The sequence below is a fragment of the Mucilaginibacter oryzae genome (assembly GCF_003148845.1).
GTDB lineage: Bacteria > Bacteroidota > Bacteroidia > Sphingobacteriales > Sphingobacteriaceae > Mucilaginibacter > Mucilaginibacter oryzae.
Genome location: NZ_QGHA01000007.1, coordinates 169,152 through 186,914, shown reverse-complemented (window position 1 = coordinate 186,914; position 17,763 = coordinate 169,152). Strand labels below are relative to the sequence as shown.

Annotated in this window: 17 protein-coding genes; 5 read left to right on the top strand and 12 right to left on the bottom strand. The window is 45.4% G+C overall.

Annotated features, from left to right (window positions below; all coding sequences use genetic code 11):
- Window positions 1-123: 123 nt before the first annotated feature.
- From LX99_RS18405 to LX99_RS18395, 3 genes are all read right to left on the bottom strand, one after another.
- Window positions 124-597: a hypothetical protein gene (locus tag LX99_RS18405; RefSeq protein WP_109609191.1), complete on the bottom strand. Its 474-nt coding sequence runs from the start codon at window positions 595-597 to the stop codon at window positions 124-126.
- A 124-nt stretch (window positions 598-721) separates the two neighbouring features.
- Window positions 722-2,455 carry a S41 family peptidase gene (locus LX99_RS18400; RefSeq protein ID WP_109609190.1) on the bottom strand — a complete coding sequence of 578 codons (1,734 nt, stop codon included), beginning with the start codon at window positions 2,453-2,455 and terminating at the stop codon, window positions 722-724.
- Between the two features lie 80 nt (window positions 2,456-2,535).
- Window positions 2,536-2,751 (bottom strand): hypothetical protein, encoded by a 216-nt coding sequence (locus tag LX99_RS18395; RefSeq protein WP_022834104.1) that lies wholly within the window; start codon window positions 2,749-2,751, stop codon window positions 2,536-2,538.
- Between the two features lie 195 nt (window positions 2,752-2,946).
- On the opposite strand from LX99_RS18395, the gene LX99_RS18390 reads away from it, so the two are divergent.
- Window positions 2,947-3,519, top strand: coding sequence for a porin family protein (locus tag LX99_RS18390; RefSeq protein WP_022834105.1), 573 nt, complete (start codon window positions 2,947-2,949; stop codon window positions 3,517-3,519).
- A 177-nt stretch (window positions 3,520-3,696) separates the two neighbouring features.
- Here LX99_RS18390 and LX99_RS18385 read toward each other — a convergent pair whose 3' ends face one another.
- Window positions 3,697-4,716 carry a nucleoside hydrolase gene (locus LX99_RS18385; RefSeq protein ID WP_109609189.1) on the bottom strand — a complete coding sequence of 340 codons (1,020 nt, stop codon included), beginning with the start codon at window positions 4,714-4,716 and terminating at the stop codon, window positions 3,697-3,699.
- A 331-nt stretch (window positions 4,717-5,047) separates the two neighbouring features.
- On the bottom strand, window positions 5,048-5,740 hold the full coding sequence (locus tag LX99_RS18380; protein ID WP_245927961.1) for an SMUG2 DNA glycosylase family protein: 693 nt from the start codon (window positions 5,738-5,740) through the stop codon (window positions 5,048-5,050).
- 153 nt (window positions 5,741-5,893) lie between these two features.
- Between LX99_RS18380 and LX99_RS18375 the strand changes: the two genes are divergently transcribed.
- The 4 genes from LX99_RS18375 (at window position 5,894) to LX99_RS18360 (ending at window position 10,068) form a co-directional block, all read left to right on the top strand.
- Window positions 5,894-6,784: a glutamate--tRNA ligase family protein gene (locus LX99_RS18375; protein WP_146203156.1), complete on the top strand. Its 891-nt coding sequence runs from the start codon at window positions 5,894-5,896 to the stop codon at window positions 6,782-6,784.
- 183 nt (window positions 6,785-6,967) lie between these two features.
- Window positions 6,968-7,843: a phosphatidylinositol-specific phospholipase C/glycerophosphodiester phosphodiesterase family protein gene (locus tag LX99_RS18370; RefSeq protein WP_109609186.1), complete on the top strand. Its 876-nt coding sequence runs from the start codon at window positions 6,968-6,970 to the stop codon at window positions 7,841-7,843.
- A gap of 27 nt (window positions 7,844-7,870) precedes the next feature.
- Window positions 7,871-9,043: a glycosyltransferase family 4 protein gene (locus LX99_RS18365; protein WP_109609185.1), complete on the top strand. Its 1,173-nt coding sequence runs from the start codon at window positions 7,871-7,873 to the stop codon at window positions 9,041-9,043.
- A 176-nt stretch (window positions 9,044-9,219) separates the two neighbouring features.
- Complete coding sequence (locus LX99_RS18360) at window positions 9,220-10,068, top strand: PfkB family carbohydrate kinase (RefSeq protein WP_245927960.1); 849 nt, start codon at window positions 9,220-9,222, stop codon at window positions 10,066-10,068.
- Window positions 10,069-10,401: 333 nt separating this feature from the next.
- Here LX99_RS18360 and LX99_RS18355 read toward each other — a convergent pair whose 3' ends face one another.
- Genes LX99_RS18355 through LX99_RS18325 form a run of 7 tightly spaced genes read right to left on the bottom strand, consistent with a single transcriptional unit; the run spans window position 10,402 to window position 17,699 of the window.
- Entirely contained in the window at window positions 10,402-11,163 is a 762-nt protein-coding gene (locus LX99_RS18355) for a tetratricopeptide repeat protein (protein ID WP_245927959.1), read from the bottom strand.
- A 1-nt stretch (window position 11,164) separates the two neighbouring features.
- Window positions 11,165-13,009, bottom strand: a complete 1,845-nt coding sequence (locus LX99_RS18350; protein WP_109609183.1) for a BatD family protein — start codon at window positions 13,007-13,009, stop codon at window positions 11,165-11,167.
- A gap of 24 nt (window positions 13,010-13,033) precedes the next feature.
- A complete protein-coding gene (locus LX99_RS18345) occupies window positions 13,034-13,795 on the bottom strand; it encodes a tetratricopeptide repeat protein (RefSeq protein ID WP_022834115.1) in 762 nt (253 codons plus the stop codon).
- Window positions 13,792-14,838 carry a vWA domain-containing protein gene (locus LX99_RS18340; RefSeq protein WP_109609182.1) on the bottom strand — a complete coding sequence of 349 codons (1,047 nt, stop codon included), beginning with the start codon at window positions 14,836-14,838 and terminating at the stop codon, window positions 13,792-13,794. The genes LX99_RS18345 and LX99_RS18340 overlap by 4 nt, the downstream gene beginning before the upstream one ends.
- A gap of 4 nt (window positions 14,839-14,842) precedes the next feature.
- Window positions 14,843-15,847: a vWA domain-containing protein gene (locus tag LX99_RS18335; protein ID WP_211319054.1), complete on the bottom strand. Its 1,005-nt coding sequence runs from the start codon at window positions 15,845-15,847 to the stop codon at window positions 14,843-14,845.
- Window positions 15,844-16,812, bottom strand: coding sequence for a flagellar basal body-associated FliL family protein (locus LX99_RS18330; protein WP_109609181.1), 969 nt, complete (start codon window positions 16,810-16,812; stop codon window positions 15,844-15,846). Before LX99_RS18330 ends, LX99_RS18335 begins: the two co-directional genes overlap by 4 nt.
- Before the next feature lie 5 nt (window positions 16,813-16,817).
- Window positions 16,818-17,699 (bottom strand): DUF58 domain-containing protein, encoded by an 882-nt coding sequence (locus LX99_RS18325; protein WP_109609180.1) that lies wholly within the window; start codon window positions 17,697-17,699, stop codon window positions 16,818-16,820.
- Window positions 17,700-17,763 lie beyond the last annotated feature (64 nt).

The window sequence follows — 17,763 nt, the reverse complement described above, 5'->3', positions numbered from 1 at the left end:
CAGTCCGTTTTTCAAAAAAACATATCAAAAAGGCACTCCGTTTGCGCTAAGGCATGGGCTCTGAAAGGCTCACATATAATAATACCATCCTTAGCGCAAGCGGAGGTACGGAAGTTTTCCGAATTACCAGTTGTGGCCACGACCATGTTCGCGGTCATCGCGTACATCTACCCTGCGCAGGGTTCGTTTTTCAACCCAATGGTTTTTGTACTTAACCTCGCGGCTATCGCGGATCACTACCTGGTCATGACGGCCGCGGTAAGAAGCATATTTACGCCTGTAAACATCATTATGCAGCCACGGCGTATGTTCATTAACCACTACCTTGTAGCTTCGGTAAGCATCATAATTGCCAAAGCGCGGCGGCAATACAGGGCCATGCACCCAAACATGATTATCATAGTAAACATATTGATGGGCATTAATATCATAATAGGCATCAATATCGGGCAGGTAGTAATAATCTACATGATCGTATCCCACAGGGCCCCAGTCGGGCTGGCTGCCGATATTAATATTTAAGCTGATTTGCGCGTTGGCAACTTTTACAGCCAGGCTGCTCAATAAAATGGCTGTTGTTAAAATTATCCTTTTCATGGCGTGTTGTCATTTTGTTTGCAGGTATGACAACATCACGGGCCTGGAGGTTTAATATAACGCGTGTTGCAACGGGTAACTATAAGGTTACAATCAGGAGGATTAAAAATCAACCGCTATCGGCTTACTCGTCATCACTATCCTTGTCTGCGGGCTTTTTACCGGCCATCGCCAGTACCGGCTTGCCGATAACTTTATAGCTGCCTTCACCTTTTAATATAGATGCCAGCTGTGCTTTATCCTGCATGGTTTTAACGGCCTGGGCCAACTCCTTATCATATTTAAAGTTGGTTTCATAACGCCCTTTTTCATAGTAATAGCGCGATACGATTTCGTTTTCAAGCACCTGCTTAATCTCCTCTTTATGCTGCACCAGGTCGTTCTTTTTACTGGCGAGGAGTTTATTGCGCAAACCGTCATACTCGGCCTGGATTTCAGTAAACTGTTTTTCTTTGGTGACCTCGTCCTTCAGCTTGCTCAACAGCTTTTCTGATGACGTGGTATAGCTGTAGTTTTTATCGGCAAGGTATTTTATAAAATCGTTGTAATCGTCGTCGCTTAATTTAAACGATCGGGCATCCGGAATTTTATTGTGCTTATCCCGGTAAACGGTGGCATAATCAAATATCAGCAGCTTACCCACCAGCGCCTGGGTAACATTGGCAAATTTCTCCTGTTTAATGAACAAATCCGGATAAATACCGCTGCCGTCATAAACCGAGCGCCCGTTTTTGGTTTTAAACTCGTGGATCAATGAATCGGCTACTTTCAACACGCTGCCATCATCCTTCCGATGCGTATAATCCAACTCCTGGATGCAGCGGCCTGAAGGGATATAGTATTTAGCGATGGTAATTTTTACCAGGCTGTTGTAAGGCAGGTTAAAGGTTTGCTGTACCAGCCCTTTTCCATAACTGCGCTGCCCTATAATTACCGCGCGATCAAGATCCTGCAACGAGCCGGCCACAATTTCGCTTGCCGAGGCCGAATGGCTGTTAACCAAAACCACCAGCGGCAGGTTAGGCTCCAGCGGAGTGCTGATGGTGCTGTAGGTAAAGTTTTTATCCTTTATTTTTCCTTTTTGCGATACAATCTCCACATCCCTGGGTACAAAAAGGTTTACAATTTTAACGGCTTCCTGCAAAATGCCGCCCCCGTTTGAGCGCAGATCGAGGATGATCCCGTTGGGGTTTTTCCTTTTAATTTCGGTTAGGGCGTTAGTTACCTCAGCCGCCGAATTTTCGAGAAATTTATCGAGCTTGATATAACCCATGTTGCCGTCAACCATCCCGAAGTAGGATACATTAGGCTGCTTGATCTCGTCACGGATAAGATTTTTTTCGAAAGGCTGCGGGGTATTATCGCGTTTAATTAATAATTTGATCGGAGCGCCTTTTGATCCCTTAAGCAGGGCGCTCACCTGGTCATTATCCTTGCCCTTCAGATCCACATCGTTGATCTTCAATAACTGATCGCCGGGGTGTACATCAGCTTTTTGGGCGGGGAAACCGGCAAATACATCCGACACATACACTTTTTGGTTACGCAAAAAGATACTGGCGCCAATACCGCCGTATTGGGTGCTTACATAATGCAGCTTGTAATCTTCAATTTCAGATTCGGGTACAAACTCAGTATAAGGGTCAAGGCCATCCAGCATGGCATCAACACCGGTTTTCACCAGCCGGGCCGAATTGATATCATCAACATAGTTAATGTTTACCTCTTTGTAAACCGAGGCAAAAACATCGAGATTTTTAGAAATTTGAAACAGGTCGTCGTTAAACGCTAATATGCCTGTAGCCAAAATAGCTATTCCGGCAAATAAACCGGCTCTTTTGTATACTTTTCTGTTCACTGTACCCTGTTTAAACGTTTATCCTAAAAAAATAAAAATACAAAAAAGCCAGCCGGTTTTTATAAACGCAGTGTCGTATTTTAAAGCCTGTTATTATCAATATTAACCAGGGCCTTTTTCAAGGTGAAAACCACATATTTACGGTCGCGGTTCACCAATTCCATCAATTTGGTAATCAGGCTTTCTTCCTGTCCTTCGCTGTATTTCAACTGTTCGTCGGTCAGATGGTTGTATTTGCGTTGAATTTTGATCTTTACACGTTCCCAATCCTTGTTAGTGATACTGATCTCAGCCATGTTCAAAGTTATTTTAGGCAAAAATATAAAAAATCCCCGTTGGCGATGTTTAAATGTTGGCCCACGTATTGATTATATGGCATATGACTAAAATTTAGCCTTGTAATGTTACCAATATTAATCAGCCCCTTAAGGCGGTATACCATTTAAACGGTTTATTACGTTAAGGCATTTACAACTAACATTGAAAAAAACATGAAAAAGTATCTATTAAGCGCGCTGATTCTGATGGCAGTAAGCATCAGCGCAAAAGCGCAGTTCTCATTAGGTGTTAAAGGCGGTGTCAATTTCTCAAAAATAAGCTCCGATAACTTTAACGATAAAAACCTCACCGGTTACCAGGCCGGTTTATTTGCCCGCGTAGGTAACGATGTGTATTTTCAACCCGAGCTTTACCTGAGCGGAACGGGCGGCAAATTTGAATCGAACCAAAACAATACCGCTTTTGAGGGTAAAGTACGGTTCACTAACCTCAATGTTCCTTTATTAATAGGTAAATCGTTCGGCGAGAAAGATTTGAATTTCCGTATTATGGCTGGGCCCATTTATACCTACACGCTTGATCAAAACACAAGCCTGGGCAATAACATCAGCAATGCTGCCGATAATTTCAATAAAAGCAATTTTGGTTTCCAGGCCGGCGCGGGCGTTGATTTCGGTTCGATCACTGCCGATTTACGTTACGAGGGTGGCTTAACCAAAGTGAGCGACAGCTTTGCCAAACGCCAAAACCTTTGGGCTTTAAGCGTTGGTTTTAAGATTTTTTAACAACAGGTAGAACGCCTTTTTATAAGGCAGTATTTCACGGTACAGCCCGGCGCGTATGTCGCCGGGCTGTGTTTTTACAGGAGCTTGCTGCCAATCCAATCAACATGCTACAACAAAGGCTCTTAAAGCATCCCGGCTGCTCAAGTGATCCGCTATTTCGCATAAACTTTGAAATTATTATTTATTCAACTCCAGCTTGGCAAAAAAATCATTAAACATCAGGTTGATATCCAGCCTGCGGTACACCCGGATATTGCGGCCATAACTGTTATATGCATACCCTCCCTGCGCGTCAATCAGCGGACAAGGCTTCAAAACATATTCACTGGATGACGGATCGGCCTCAAATGAGGATTGCAGCGCTGTTAACAATACCAGCGGACTATCGCCCAGGATATAAACCTCGCCAAGATTGAGTTTATATTGCTGTATGTTGACCATCAAATTTTCAAGCACCCCGGCCAGGTATTTACCTGTTTCGCCATGCGGCTTTATCCGGGTTTGCAATTCTGACCAGGGCAGGATGGCCTGGCGGTAAGCATCTCGTGGTATTTGCCAAAGTTTAAGTTGCGAATGGTTAAAAACGGCCCGCGCCGCTGCTATATCAATATTGAGGTTGTATTCGGGGCTGCTGAAATTGGGTGGGGGCATGGCAATATCAGCGTATTCGGGTCCGCCTATCCAAACCAAAATAACCTTATCGGCAATTTTGGGTTCGGTTAACACCGCCGAAGCGATTTCGGTAAGGCCCGCGCCGCAAAGGATATATAAAGGTAAGGATGTATCTGTGCGTGATGCTTCTTTGATGATCAGATCAACAGCCGCGCTTTTAACCGGCGTGGTATCATTGATCATGGCGGTATTTGATCCGGCAACAAGCGGAAAACGGTTTTTAACCTTTAAAACATCCAGCAACTCTGCCGCTTTTTTTACGGCGTTGTCTGCCTGTGTTTTTGATTTATCGAAACCATCGTTGGCATTGAGGTGCGAACCGATAACGCCCCGCACTTCAACCGAGGGGGACAGCACCAGGTGCGTAAGCGCGAATAAACCATCAGGATCGCCGCCAAAATCGTTATCCATAATCACCCTGAAGCGCGGTTTGATGGCTTTAAACGCCGGATTAACCTGCGCAATTAAAAACGAAGGTATTGCAGTGATCAACAATAAAAAGATCAGCGATTTGTTTTTGAACATAGCTTAATTGGTTTACCGGTTAGTGAACACAATATAAGCGTTTTTACGACACGATAATAATGTAGTGTGTTGAACCAGGGAATCGCTTTAACCCGTTACAAAATATCGACAGATATAACTTAAAAATTTTCACACGAATTGTTACGAATTGCCGAATTACACGAATACTTTAATACCAGGAAAATGACCATTCGTGTAATTCGTTTAATTGTATCCGACTTAAAAGATAATTCGTGTGAAAATTTCTTTATATAATTTTTATAAATAGCATGACTATTCTAAAAGTGATTTCCCTGGTGTTAAACTTGTTTCATATCCTGCTGCTATCGGTTTATATCCCCTCAAACGCCGCCAAATACTTATCGATATAAAACTGCTTGCTTTTGGTTTTATACTGCATAATAAACCGCGGGTGTTCCAGCGCGATGATCTCGCCAAAAAACCGGTATTCATCATTCAGTTTCTTTAAAAAAGTCTCGTTTTTTCCGGTGCCGAAGCAAAAGCATTTATCGGTATTAACCCCAAGGGCTATCTGCTTCCGGATGTTTTCGATCATGAAATGGTATACCGCTTTGGTGAGATCTTTACTATCATAGTAATTGTAATTCTTTTCCCGCCCTTTTTCGTCGATACTGGTAAACCCCAGCGGACAGGGAGAGTTGATGTAGATCTTATTATAAAAAGCCTCCGCACCGCCAAAGGCATTGATTACCTCGTAAACAAAAACAGACGACGGCTCATGTGATAATTTGCCTTCGTAAGGAATATGGCATTCAGACATTAACCTTTTCGGATCGGTGAAGGGGATGCCGGTGAGCCCGCCGCCAAACCTCCCCGGGTTGATCCCCAGGATGATATGGCGCTGGTTATTATCGTTATAATACCGATGATAAAAAGCATCAACAATGCGCATGGTTTGCGGGTACTCTTTAAAAGGGTTAAGGATGCGGATGCCGGGTGGTAAAGGATCGCCGGTATAAATAAGCTGCTCATTGAACCGGATAACCCTGTCTGCAAATGTCATAATTCAAATGTACTTAACATATTGGTTTAAATTGTGCCTTTTCTGTTTTAGCGAGCTGTTATTGGTTCGGCGTGCCGAAAATAAATCAATATCAAACGCCACCGCCTTCATAGTAAGCTTTTGTATATTCGGCTGTTCATCAAATCAGGGAGAGTGAAAAGCCAGCCGTTATACTTTAATAAAACCCGCATTGCACCAACGCCAAGCGGCTTTTTGCATGTAGGCAATATCTTGTCGTTTGCAATAACGGCCGCGTTGGCCTGTATGCATGGCGCAAAAATATTGCTGCGGATAGACGATCTGGACCGGGCGAGATTTACTCCTGAATACCTGGCGGATATTTTTGACACGCTGCGTTTTTTGGAAATCCCCAGGGATGAAGGGCCACGGGATGCTGATGAGTTTGAGCGCGCGTTTTCACAGTTGCACCGGATGCCGTTATATACTGAGGCGCTGGATGAGCTAAAAAACAAAGGGGCTGTTTTTGCCTGCACCTGCAGCCGTAAGCAATTGCTTGAAAACGGAACCTGTAACTGCATCAACAAAAAAATCCCTTTAGATACCCCTGAAGCAAGCTGGCGTTTATACACTGATGGCAACCCGATAAAGGTAAAAACTTATGCGGGCGAAACGATAAGTACCGAACTGCCCGCCGGGATGCGAAATTTTGTGGTACGCAAAAAAGATGGTTTCCCGGCCTATCAGCTAACCTCGCTTATTGATGATCTGTTTTATGGCACCGACCTGATTGTACGCGGCGAGGATTTATGGCACTCCACCCTGGCGCAACTGGCGCTGGCTAAAACACTTGGAAAGCATATTTTTGAAGACACCGTATTTTATCATCATCCATTACTACTTGAACCATCGGGGCTGAAGCTGTCCAAATCGGCAGGTTCAACTTCGGTCAGGTTTATGCGGGCAAACGGTATGTCATGTACTAATGTTTTTAAACAGATAGCCGGTTTGGCCAATATTAACTTTCAGGCAGAAAACTGGCAGGAATTAGGGAACAGGTTGATGCGGATGCACCAGGGTAATTAGACGCTTTTAAGATCTCGATTAACCTAACCCATGTAAAGTTGCGATGGTATGGCCAAACTTTATTGTAATGAAAATGTAAACTTGTTTACACAAAGTTAAAGGGCGTGATACATTTACTTTATCATGACATAACTGTCTGTACATATAGCCCGGGTATCTTTGGATCAACAAATAAAATTTACGATGCAAGCCGCATTTTGCCACAAGCACCTGAAATTTATATTTTTTGTTATTATCACACTTTCAGCTGCCTGCGCGCAGGCTCAACGCAGCCCCCTCCCCAGAGCTTTCGCCCATAATGATTACTGGCACAGCCGCCCGCTTTATGATGCGCTGGACCATGGCTTTTTAAACGTTGAAGCCGATATTTACCTGCGCGACGATGAATTGCTGGTAGCACACCTGCTCCCGGCCTTCCGGAAAAAAAGAACCCTCGAGCAGCTTTATCTTAAACCCCTGCTGGATTATTACGACGGGCGGAACAGCGAAATCAAATACCCGCTTTACCCGATAACGCTGATGATCGACATCAAATCCGACGCGGAGAAAACCTATGCCAAACTTGCTGAAATACTAAAAAATTACAAGTCCATCCTGTCAAGCTACGACAACGGCGAGGTCAGGCAAGGTAAGGTTACTATTGTTTTAACAGGCAACAAGCCTTACCAGGTAATCAGGGAGCAATCCCTGCGTTACGCTTTTATTGATGAAGACCTGATGCAGGTGCGTACCGATACCACATCGAACGCGGTTTATCAAACCGCCAGCTGTAAATATTCGCACCTGCTTAACTGGACCGGCAAAGGGCCTATGCCCGAAAGCCAAAGGCAATTATTGATCAGCTATGTAACCGCAGCGCACCAGTATAAAAAAAGGGTTAGGCTTTGGGCTTCGCCCGAAAATAAAGAGGTATGGCGTGCCCTGCTTGATTGTGATGTTGATTTGATCAATACCGATAAACTTGCTGAGCTACGCGATTTTTTTGAAAATAAACGCCAGGAAGAAGAGCATACTGCCGAGCAGGTACGGTATGCCAATGCCCGGCTAAACGGTAAATAGTTTTTACATCTGCTAATCGGTAATAAAATGAAAAGGATAAAAGTTGCTTTTTTTGCCGAGATATTGATTGAAGATTTTGATGGCGCAGTACGAACCATGTACCAGCTTATTAAACGCATTGATCGCAGGCTTTTTGATTTTCTGTTTGTGTACGGCGCCGGTCCGGATGATTTGTACGGTTTTGAATCGTTAAAAGTACCTGCACTTACCCTGCCTATCAATACAGGTTATACCATGGCCATCCCGGCGCTTGTAACCGGCGAACTGAAAGAAGAACTCGATAGATTCTCGCCGGATGTTGTACATATAGCCACTCCCTCCTTACTGGGTAGTTTTGCCTTAAAATATGCCACACAAAGATCGTTGCCGGTTATTTCCATTTACCATACCCACTTTATCTCCTATATAGATTACTACCTTAAACACACACCGTTTTTAATTGGTAAGGTTAAACAGATGATATGCGATAGCCACCGGGCCTTTTATAACCAGTGCGACCAGGTTTATGTGCCATCAAACAGCATGAAAAACGAACTTGTGAACATCGGTGTAAAGGCCTATCGCATGAAGCTTTGGCAAAGGGGGATGGACAATCATCTTTTTTCGCCTGATAACAGAAATGTTGAAGTATTACAGCAACTTACCGGCAATACCAACCCAACCATTCTGTTTGCCAGCCGCCTGGTTTGGGAAAAAAACCTCGAAACCTTATTCCGGATTTACGAGGTTATGCAGGATAAGCATCCTGAAGTTAATTTTTTAATTGCCGGCGATGGTGTGGCTCGTAAAGCCTGCGAAGCGCGCATGAAAAACGCGGTGTTTCTGGGCAAGGTTGATCATAAAACGCTGTCGGTGTTATATGCTTCGGCCACGCTGTTTGTTTTCCCTTCTGTTTCCGAAACTTACGGTAACGTAGTGCTCGAAGCGATGGCATCGGGCCTGCCTTGCGTAATTGCCGACGGCGGGGGATCGAAAGATTTTATTGAGCAGGGTATCAATGGTTTTAAATGCCAACCGTATGATGCCGCATGTTATGTGGAAAAGATAGCTATACTGCTTAAAAACAGCACACTACGCAGGCAATTTATTGAAGAAGGCCTTGAGTACAGCCGCCGTTTAAGCTGGGAACACCTGGCATCGGTATATTTTGACGACCTGGCGGAGATGGCTCGCCAACACGTGCTTGGGGCGGTGGTGTAAATGGTGTTGTCGTATCTGTCAATTATAACGCTTCTGTTATAATCCGTTATAAACCTTGTACTCCGTTGGGTATTTATTACTTTTGCTGTTTGCCTTAATAAGGCGGTTTTTTATCACCATAAACAGTAAAATTGATGTACGATATTTGTTGCGTTGGGCATATAACATTAGATAAAGTGGTAACCCCACAGGCGGTAAAACACATGGCGGGGGGCACTTCGTTCTATTTTTCAAATGCTATCCGCAATATGGATGTGAGCTATGTGCTGGTTACCTCAATTGCTTTAAGCGAAATGCCCGTTGTTGAAAAGCTACGCGACAAAGGGATTGAAGTAAAAGCCACCACCGGCGGCGAAACTGTTTATTTTGAAAATATCTACTCCGGCAACCAGGATCACCGTACCCAGCGCGTGCTTCAAAAAGCCGATCCTTTTGTTATCCACCAGTTAAACGGCATCGAAGCTAACGTTTTTCATCTTGGCCCTTTATTGGCCGATGATATCTCGACGGACTTTATCAAAAAACTATCACAACACGGCCGGCTTTCGCTTGATGCGCAAGGCTACCTGCGCAAGGTGGAAGACAAAAATGTAATCCCGGTAGACTGGCCCGAAAAACGTGAGGCTTTGCAGTACATTACCACCCTTAAAGTAAACGAACACGAAATGGAAGTGCTTACCGGCATCACCGATATCCACCAAGGTGCCAAAGTGCTGAACGAATGGGGGGTTAAGGAAGTAGTGGTAACCCTTGGCAGCATGGGTTCGGTAATTTATGTAGATGGGGTTTACTACACCATCCCCGCCTATAAACCAACCGAAATTGTTGACGCTACCGGTTGCGGCGATACGTACATGGCGGGCTACCTATTTCAACGTGCCAAAGGTAAAGGCTACCAGGAGGCAGGTGAATTTGCCGCAGCAATGGCAAGTTTAAATATCCAAACATCAGGCCCTTTTATGGGTACTGAAGAGGATGTACTGGAACTTTTGTCGGTTAGTAAGGAGCTTAAAGCTGAAGGCTGAAAGCAAAAAGCTTTTTCTATCGCTGCCGGAAGCCTCGTCCGCTCTCCGAAGTCTGGAGATTTCGGACCACTATGCCGGTAGTCTTTGACTACCGTGGATTTTTACACATGCCAGAGTTGCAAACTCCGAGCATAATCATCTGTAGACAGCGTCTACGGACAGCGGTATTACGCGAGTTTCACATGCATGGCGTAAAAGATTTCTCCTCATGCCCAACGCTAAATTCCCGCGCCTATTTGTCGAAATGACAGTTAAGAGAAAGAAATGGCGGGAAAACGGGATAGCTAAAAAAACCTTTCGCCTTTTACCTTTATCCTTTCACCTCCCCAAAAACTAAATCTCCCTCGCATCCGAGGCATTGATCCAGCCTTCACTGCCATTGGCCAGTTTTACCTTCATCCATCCGTTATTGGTATCCAGCACATCAACCTTCGTTCCATCATGAATCAGGAATAGGTTTTTCGCCGTTGGGGTAGGTGCGCTTTTTACGTTTACCGAATTACTGAAAATAATTGCGCCGTGGTGGCCGTCAAAATATTGCTGCTGCCTGTCGGCGGTAAACATACTGCCCAAACCTAAAAAAATGATCAGTAATGCCGAGTAAAAGGAAGCCTTTTTAATGCCGACCGAATTGGTGAAGCGATAAACTACCAGTAAGCCAAACCCGGTTATTATTAACAGGATGCTTGTAACAGCGAGTGTGGTTAACGAAAACCGGAGGATAAACGAATGCCACCAACGGGTGAGAAAAAACTCCACCGGGGCTTCTACCTTATCGGTGGTTTTTTGGTTGGCAAACTGGATATTGAAGTTGATGTCCTCATCCCCGGGCGAAAGTTTATGGGCCTTTTCGTAGTAAAGCAAAGCCGATGGCACATCGTTATTTTTAAAATAGGCGTTACCCAAATTAAAATAAACCAGGGCCGACATGTGCCCGTCGTCCACTATTTTCTGATAAGTGGCAATGGCATCCTTGTACCGGCCTTTGGCATATTGTTCGTTCCCTTTCTTTAATTGGTTATTCACTCTCGTATCGCCAAGCGCCAGTAAGGGCATGGCTACGATCATGAACAGGTATATCATACGTTTTAGCATGTTATATTTTACTTTCAATGTTATTGATCATGGTTTGGGCCTTATCAAACACCTGCTGCCCGGTAATGCCCGATACCGGCGCGTAACGTGCCATCTCGCACATATCCAGCGTATCCAGCATCTCGTTAATCAGGCTTTCATCCAACGATCGGGCTTTCAACTCATCGGCAATCTTTTCGCGGTTAAGGTCGGCATAAGGAATGTTCAGCTTGTTACTCAGGTAGCCATATAACCCACGGAACAGATCTTCATAAAATGCCTTGCTATCATTGGCGGCTAAACGTTGTTTGGCTACGGCGAGGTGTTTGGCCGCCACCCTGCCTGCTTTACGGCTCTTCATGCCCGCTACGTCCGCATTGTTCTTGTCGCGCCATTTGCCGTAAACCAAAGCCCCGGCAAACCCCAGCGGACCTAATACCAGCAGGAAATAATATAGCCCCGAACCATAAAAATCGCTGCCTACTTCATTTAATTCGGTGCCTGTTTTGATGTAACGGATATCATTGCTCAGCACTTTAACATCCTGTTTGCCCGCGCCCGAGAAGGCCGTAACATTGCTGTTATCGCCGGTACCTTTAGCCACCTTAACCTGGAAGGCGCGGGTTGTTAAAGTTACGTATCTGCCTGTTGCCGGGTTAAAGTATGAGAACTTAACCGGGTCGATGGTATAATCGCCCTGGTGCCTCGGGATCAGCAAATAGGTGTACCGCCTGCTGCCCGACGATCCGTTTTCATTTTCGGTGATGGTATCGGTTACCTTGGGGTCGTACTTCTCAAAATCGGGCGGGAAGTTAGGGCTTATCGGCTTCAATAATTTCAGGTTGCCTGTACCGCTTACCTTGAGTTGATAGTTAATGGCATCGTTGGCTTTGATCTGGTTTTTATCCAGCGAGGCCGCGATGTTAAACGTACCAACCGCTCCGCTAAAATCGGCAGGTTTGCCTGCCATTGGCAATGGTTTTACGTGGATAACCACCGGGGTACTCTTTATACGGTATTTCACATCCTCATAGCCGCCAAAAAAAGCATCAAACGGATCGCCCGATGAGGAGGCGGCCTGCTGCCTGATTACAAAGTTCATAATGGCAGGCTCGATGGTGATATTGCCCTCATGCTCGGGGAACAGGATGGTTTTCTTGATATCGGTCACGTTATACCGTACACCGTTTAACACCTCGGTGCGCCACTGGGCGTTAGGGTTGTTATTTTTAATATCCTGGCTGTAAAAACTGTTCAGGTCGGGAATTTTTTCGGGTTCGCCGTTAACTATAGCTACACGGGTGTACAGCCTCAGATTCATCACAATCTGCTGACCCAAGTATACCGACGATTTATCAACCGAAGTGCGCAAAAAAAGCGACTTTGAAATATCCTTCACCCTGCCGCGCTGGATATTACTTTCGTCGGGAGCGTTAAACTGTTGTTGTTGCTGCTGGCGGCTATTGCCCTGCGAACCACCACCGCCACCCGGCGCCGAACCTTTTACCACCTTTATTTTAATAGGCGCTGTGCTGTAAGGCCTTCCGCCAGCCATAATGGTGGCGGGGCCGATAGTGAACTCTCCCTCTTTGGTGGCCATCAAATCATACCCATAAGCCAGGCTGGCCGATGTTACCCCGTTAATCATGGATACGCTGTTGGATACGTTGGGCCCGGCAACTACCTGGAAGCCCGCGAAAGCAGGAGGGGCAAAACGTTCGCCATTGGCATTGATGGAGAAGGTGATCTCAAAGATTTCTCCCGTACCGATGGTAGTTCTATCTGCCGATGCCGTAAACTTAATCTGCGCGAAAGCGAAGCTTGAGCAAAACAGCAGCAGCGTTAATATGGATAGTTTAATTTTCATTAGTTATTTAAAAAACAACAAGGTTTACCAGTCTTTTGAAATAGGAACTTTAGCGCCTTTTAATTTTTTATTCTTCAGCTTATCCTGGGTTTGCTTTTCATCATTGTTCAGGGCATCAAGCATGCGCTGGGCATCATCTTTAGATAGCTGGTTAGGCTGCTGGCCCTGCTGTTGCTGCTGATCTTTCTGATCCTGGTTTTGCTTGTTCTGGTCCTGCTTGTTTTTATCCTGGTCTTTTTTATCCTTATCGCTCTTGTCTTTATTCTTATCGTCCTTGTTCTTGTTGTCTTTATTTTTATCCTTGTTTTTGTCTTTGTTGTTGCCGCCACCACCGCCGCCGCCTTTGTTTTTGTCCTGCTGGTTTTTCAGCATTTTTTGGGCGTAAGCCAGGTTATAGCGGGTTTCATCATCCTTTGGGTTGTTCAGCAAAGCTTTTTTGTAGGCATCGATACTTTCCTGGTATTTTTTCTCGGTTAAAAAGGAATTGCCCACATTGTGGTAGGCGCCGGCCTTCACATTTTTATCGGTTGTGGATGTAGCCAGCTTATTGAACTGGTTGGCGGCATCGCCAAATTTCTTTTGTTTAAACATGGCATCACCAAGGTTAAAATTACCTTGAGTGGTTTTTGCCTGTTTCCCTAAGGCCTGGCGATAGGCTGCTTCGGCTTCCTTATATTTCTTTTGCTGATAAAGTTCATTACCCTGTTTAATGAACTTTTTTTCCTGCTGGGCAAACGTTAATGAAGCCTGCAGCACTAATATAATGGCTATGATATATCGCTTCATGGTTGTTTTACTTCAACTTCAAATAATTTGATCTTGCTCAGGCGCATGTTTTTACGGTTGGAGATGAAAAACTCAACCAGCAGCAACACAAAGGTGATGGCCAGGAAAAACTGGAACCTATCCTCAAAATCCTTAAACTGTTTGGTATCGGTCATTTTGCGCTGTACTTTGGCAATCTGGTCCATCACAATGTTCAAACCGCTGTTGGCATTGTTGGCGCGCACGTAAACGCCGCTTCCGGCCGCCGAAATTTCTTTCCCCATAGCCTCATTAAGCTTACTTATAACCGGGTGACCGGTACTGTCGTTATGGAAACCTACCTGCCTGCCGTTTTGTAAAATAGGAATCGGCGCGCCTTCTTCCGAGCCTACACCAACCACATTAACCGTGACGCCTTTTGAAAGCGCCTCTTTGGCTGCCAATACCGCGTCATCTTCATGGTTTTCACCATCGGTAATAATGATCATGGATTTGCCGGTACCGTTCTTAAAATCAAACGACTGCAAGCCTAAATTGATCGCCGCGCCGATGGCCGTACCCTGCGTAGGCACCATATCGGTATTGATGGTATTTAAAAACAGCTTGGCTGCCGAATAATCGGTTGTAACGGGCAACTGCACATAGGCCTGGCCGGCAAAAACGATAATGCCGATGCGATCATCATGCAGTTTATCTATCAGCTGGGCCAGGGCGCGTTTGGCGTTTTCCAGGCGGTTGGGGGCCAGATCCTGCGCCAGCATACTGTTCGATACGTCGAGCAGGATCATCAGGTCGGCGCCTTTGCGTTTAACCTCTTCTGTTTTCGAGCCCAACTGCGGATCGGCAATGCCAACAATCAGGATAGCGTAGGCAACAATGAAAAAGATAAACTTGATCCAGGGGCGCGAGTGCGATACCTGCGGCATCATTTGCGCCACCACCTCTTTATTACCTAACGAGGCTATGACTTTACGTTTCCACCAGTTAACCCTCAAAAAAATAAAGAGAAGCAGCGGAATAGCAAGCAAGGCCCATAAATATTCTGTATTTGCAAAACGTAGCATGCTGTTATGTTATAGCCCCTTTAAGCAGGGTGTTTTTGGTTAAAAACTCCAACGATAAAAACGCCAGTGCAATAATGGCGAACGGTAAAAAACGCTCAGTTTTTTTGCGGTACTGGGTAACATCTATCTTGGCTTTTTCCAGTCTGTCAATTTGTTCGTAAATATCCTTCAGGGCGTTGTTGTTGGTGGCCCTAAAATACCTGCCGCCGGTGATGGTAGCTATTTTGCTTAATGTACCCTCATCAATATCAACTTTCATGCGTTGGTATTGTACGCCCATAGGCGTTTGAACAGGGTAGGGGGCATAGCCGTTGGTACCTATACCCACGGTATAAACCCTTACGTTAAATTGTTTGGCAATTTCGGCTGCGGTGATGGGCGGGATAGACCCCGAGTTGTTAGAACCATCGGTAAGCAGGATCACTACTTTACTTTTTGCCTGGCTATCTTTTAAGCGGTTAACGGCGGTAGCCAAACCCATACCAATGGCGGTACCATCCTCAATCATCCCGTTTTTAATATCTGCATACAAATTCACCAGCACCGAATGATCGATGGTAAGCGGGCACTGCGTAAAGCTTTCACCACTAAAAATCACGAGGCCTATCCTATCATTAGGACGGTTTTTAATAAAATCGATAGCGATGTTTTTACCGGCTTCCAGCCTGTTGGGCTTAAAATCTTCGGCCAGCATACTACCCGAAATATCCGAAGCGATTACGATATCGATCCCCTCGGTAGTAGTATCCTGCCAGCTTAATGATGTTTGCGGCCTGGCCAGCGCCACAATGAGCGCGGCTAATGCCAACGATCGCAATATGATGCCCAGATGCCTGAAACGCGGTAAAGCGCTTTTGGTAATCATGGCAAAACCACGAATGGTTGGCATGGTCATACTGGCGTTCAACTGCTTCTGCTTCCAGATGTACCAGCCTGCAATAAGCGGGATGCTGAGAAACAGCCAGAAAAAGCCCGGATGTGCAAATTCTATTCCTTTAAACCAGCTCATTTGGCTTCGTCCTCCTTCGTGCTTACCGGCACAGCTTTAGGTTGCGTATCCTTCACAAAGCTTACCGCGTTTTCCATGCTCTTCTCATTTTCAAACGGCGTAGGTTTTTCTTTGGCAAATTTCACCATGTCAGATAATACAAGCAGCTGCCTCAACAGGTTACGGTCTTCGCTGGCTATATCCATGTGTTTCAGGCTTGCAAAAATCTCTTCGGATGTTTGCTCATGGGCCTGAATGTTATAGCGTTGCTCCAGGTAATCGCGTACTACATCGCTTATCTCAATATAGTACTCTTTAACCTGTTCCTGCTGCCAAAGCTGTTTGCCTTTAATTTCGGCCAGTTTTTCAAGGGCGATAACGTGCGGTGGCTTGATCGGCTTCGGCTCCTCAACAACCACTTCTTTTTTAGGCCGTTTAAGCAGGTAGTAAACTACACCGCCTGTAGCCGCCATGGCCGCTAAAATACCCGCTACCAGTTTCCAGTTATCGCGCAGCCAATCCCAAAAAGTGTATTTGATGGCCAGCGGTTGTTTAATATCATAAAAGGCCTTGGTGGTATCAACCGGAACGGTTTTAACATCCAGCACCAATGAATCGGTTTGCATTACCCCCACCGGCATTTTAAACGCGTACGATGGTATGGTGTACGATCCGCTGTCGAATGCCGTAATGGTATAGTGGCGGGTAATGGTTTCGATAGAGTTATCACCCTTATCAAATGTAGTATCGGCCTTCATGCCCGCTATCCTGATCTTGCTGCCAATGCTATCAGCCAGTTTCGGGAATCCAATACTGTCTTTTGCATGAAAACGAACGCTTAAATGCAGCTGGGTTTGCTCGCCAATTAATATGGATTGTTTGGTAAGCGCCGCCCTTGGCCCAAAAGCTTCCTGTGCCCCGGCTGTATGATAAAAGCCTGCAAGCAAAACCAATACAGTTAGGGTATATTTAATGTACCTGTTCATGTGTATTAACGTCGGCCCCCGCGCTTTTTAAATAGTGTCATTAATGGTTTTACGTATGATTCGTGCGTACCGATAGTGGTATAATCAACACCCGAACGTTTAAAGGTATCCTGCAAAGCCGCATTGCGTTTTACGGCATCCCATTTAAAAGCTTCGCGCACGGCTTTATCGCCGGTGTTTACCCACATAATATGCCCGCTTTCTTCGTCCTTCATCGGGATGAGGCCCAGGTCGGGGAACTCTTCCTCATGCTTGTCGTACAGTTTCAGGGCAACGATATCATGCTTTTTATTGGCGATCTTGAGCTCGTTCTCAAACTCGGGCGTAATAAAATCCGACAGTACAAAGGCGGTGCACTTCTTTTTAATAGCGCCGGTAAAATACCTTAATGCCTCGGCCACATTGGTGCCCTTGTTTTCCGGTTCGAAGTTGATCAGTTCGCGAATGATCATCAGGATATGGCTGCGCCCTTTTTTAGGCGGGATAAATTTCTCTACCTTATCGCTAAAAAATATCACGCCTACCTTATCATTGTTTTGTATGGCCGAAAATGCCAGCACGGCGCAAATCTCGGTAGCCAGTTCCTGCTTTTGCTGAGCTTGCGTACCGAAGTATTCCGAACCGCTCACATCCATCAAAATCATCACGGTAAGCTCGCGCTCCTCGTCAAATACTTTTACATAGGGGTGGTTAAAGCGTGCGGTCACGTTCCAGTCGATAGTGCGGATCTCGTCGCCAATCTGGTATTCACGCACCTCACTAAAGGCCATACCACGCCCCTTAAAAGCCGAATGATACTCACCCGAAAACAGGTGGTTACTCAAGCCACGGGTTTTGATCTCGATCTTCCTTACCTTTTTTAGCAGATCTTTGGTGTCTTTAGCCATAAGCAGCCCCCTCTAAATCTCCCCCGGTAGGGGAGACTTTTGAATGTCTTAGTTAGTTATTTTC

Excerpts from the sequence above, each read along its gene's own strand:
- LX99_RS18335 (WP_211319054.1), bottom strand. The coding sequence starts at position 15,847 with ATGAGCTGGTTTAAAGGAATAGAATTTGCACATCCGGGCTTTTTCTGG.
- LX99_RS18365 (WP_109609185.1), top strand. The coding sequence starts at position 7,871 with ATGAAAAGGATAAAAGTTGCTTTTTTTGCCGAGATATTGATTGAAGAT.
- LX99_RS18380 (WP_245927961.1), bottom strand. The coding sequence starts at position 5,740 with ATGACATTTGCAGACAGGGTTATCCGGTTCAATGAGCAGCTTATTTAT.
- LX99_RS18385 (WP_109609189.1), bottom strand. The coding sequence starts at position 4,716 with ATGTTCAAAAACAAATCGCTGATCTTTTTATTGTTGATCACTGCAATA.
- LX99_RS18355 (WP_245927959.1), bottom strand. The coding sequence starts at position 11,163 with ATGCTAAAACGTATGATATACCTGTTCATGATCGTAGCCATGCCCTTA.
- LX99_RS18340 (WP_109609182.1), bottom strand. The coding sequence starts at position 14,838 with ATGCTACGTTTTGCAAATACAGAATATTTATGGGCCTTGCTTGCTATT.
- LX99_RS18390 (WP_022834105.1), top strand. The coding sequence starts at position 2,947 with ATGAAAAAGTATCTATTAAGCGCGCTGATTCTGATGGCAGTAAGCATC.
- LX99_RS18330 (WP_109609181.1), bottom strand. The coding sequence starts at position 16,812 with ATGAACAGGTACATTAAATATACCCTAACTGTATTGGTTTTGCTTGCA.
- LX99_RS18405 (WP_109609191.1), bottom strand. The coding sequence starts at position 597 with ATGAAAAGGATAATTTTAACAACAGCCATTTTATTGAGCAGCCTGGCT.
- LX99_RS18345 (WP_022834115.1), bottom strand. The coding sequence starts at position 13,795 with ATGAAGCGATATATCATAGCCATTATATTAGTGCTGCAGGCTTCATTA.
- LX99_RS18395 (WP_022834104.1), bottom strand. The coding sequence starts at position 2,751 with ATGGCTGAGATCAGTATCACTAACAAGGATTGGGAACGTGTAAAGATC.
- LX99_RS18370 (WP_109609186.1), top strand. The coding sequence starts at position 6,968 with ATGCAAGCCGCATTTTGCCACAAGCACCTGAAATTTATATTTTTTGTT.
- LX99_RS18325 (WP_109609180.1), bottom strand. The coding sequence starts at position 17,699 with ATGGCTAAAGACACCAAAGATCTGCTAAAAAAGGTAAGGAAGATCGAG.
- LX99_RS18350 (WP_109609183.1), bottom strand. The coding sequence starts at position 13,009 with ATGAAAATTAAACTATCCATATTAACGCTGCTGCTGTTTTGCTCAAGC.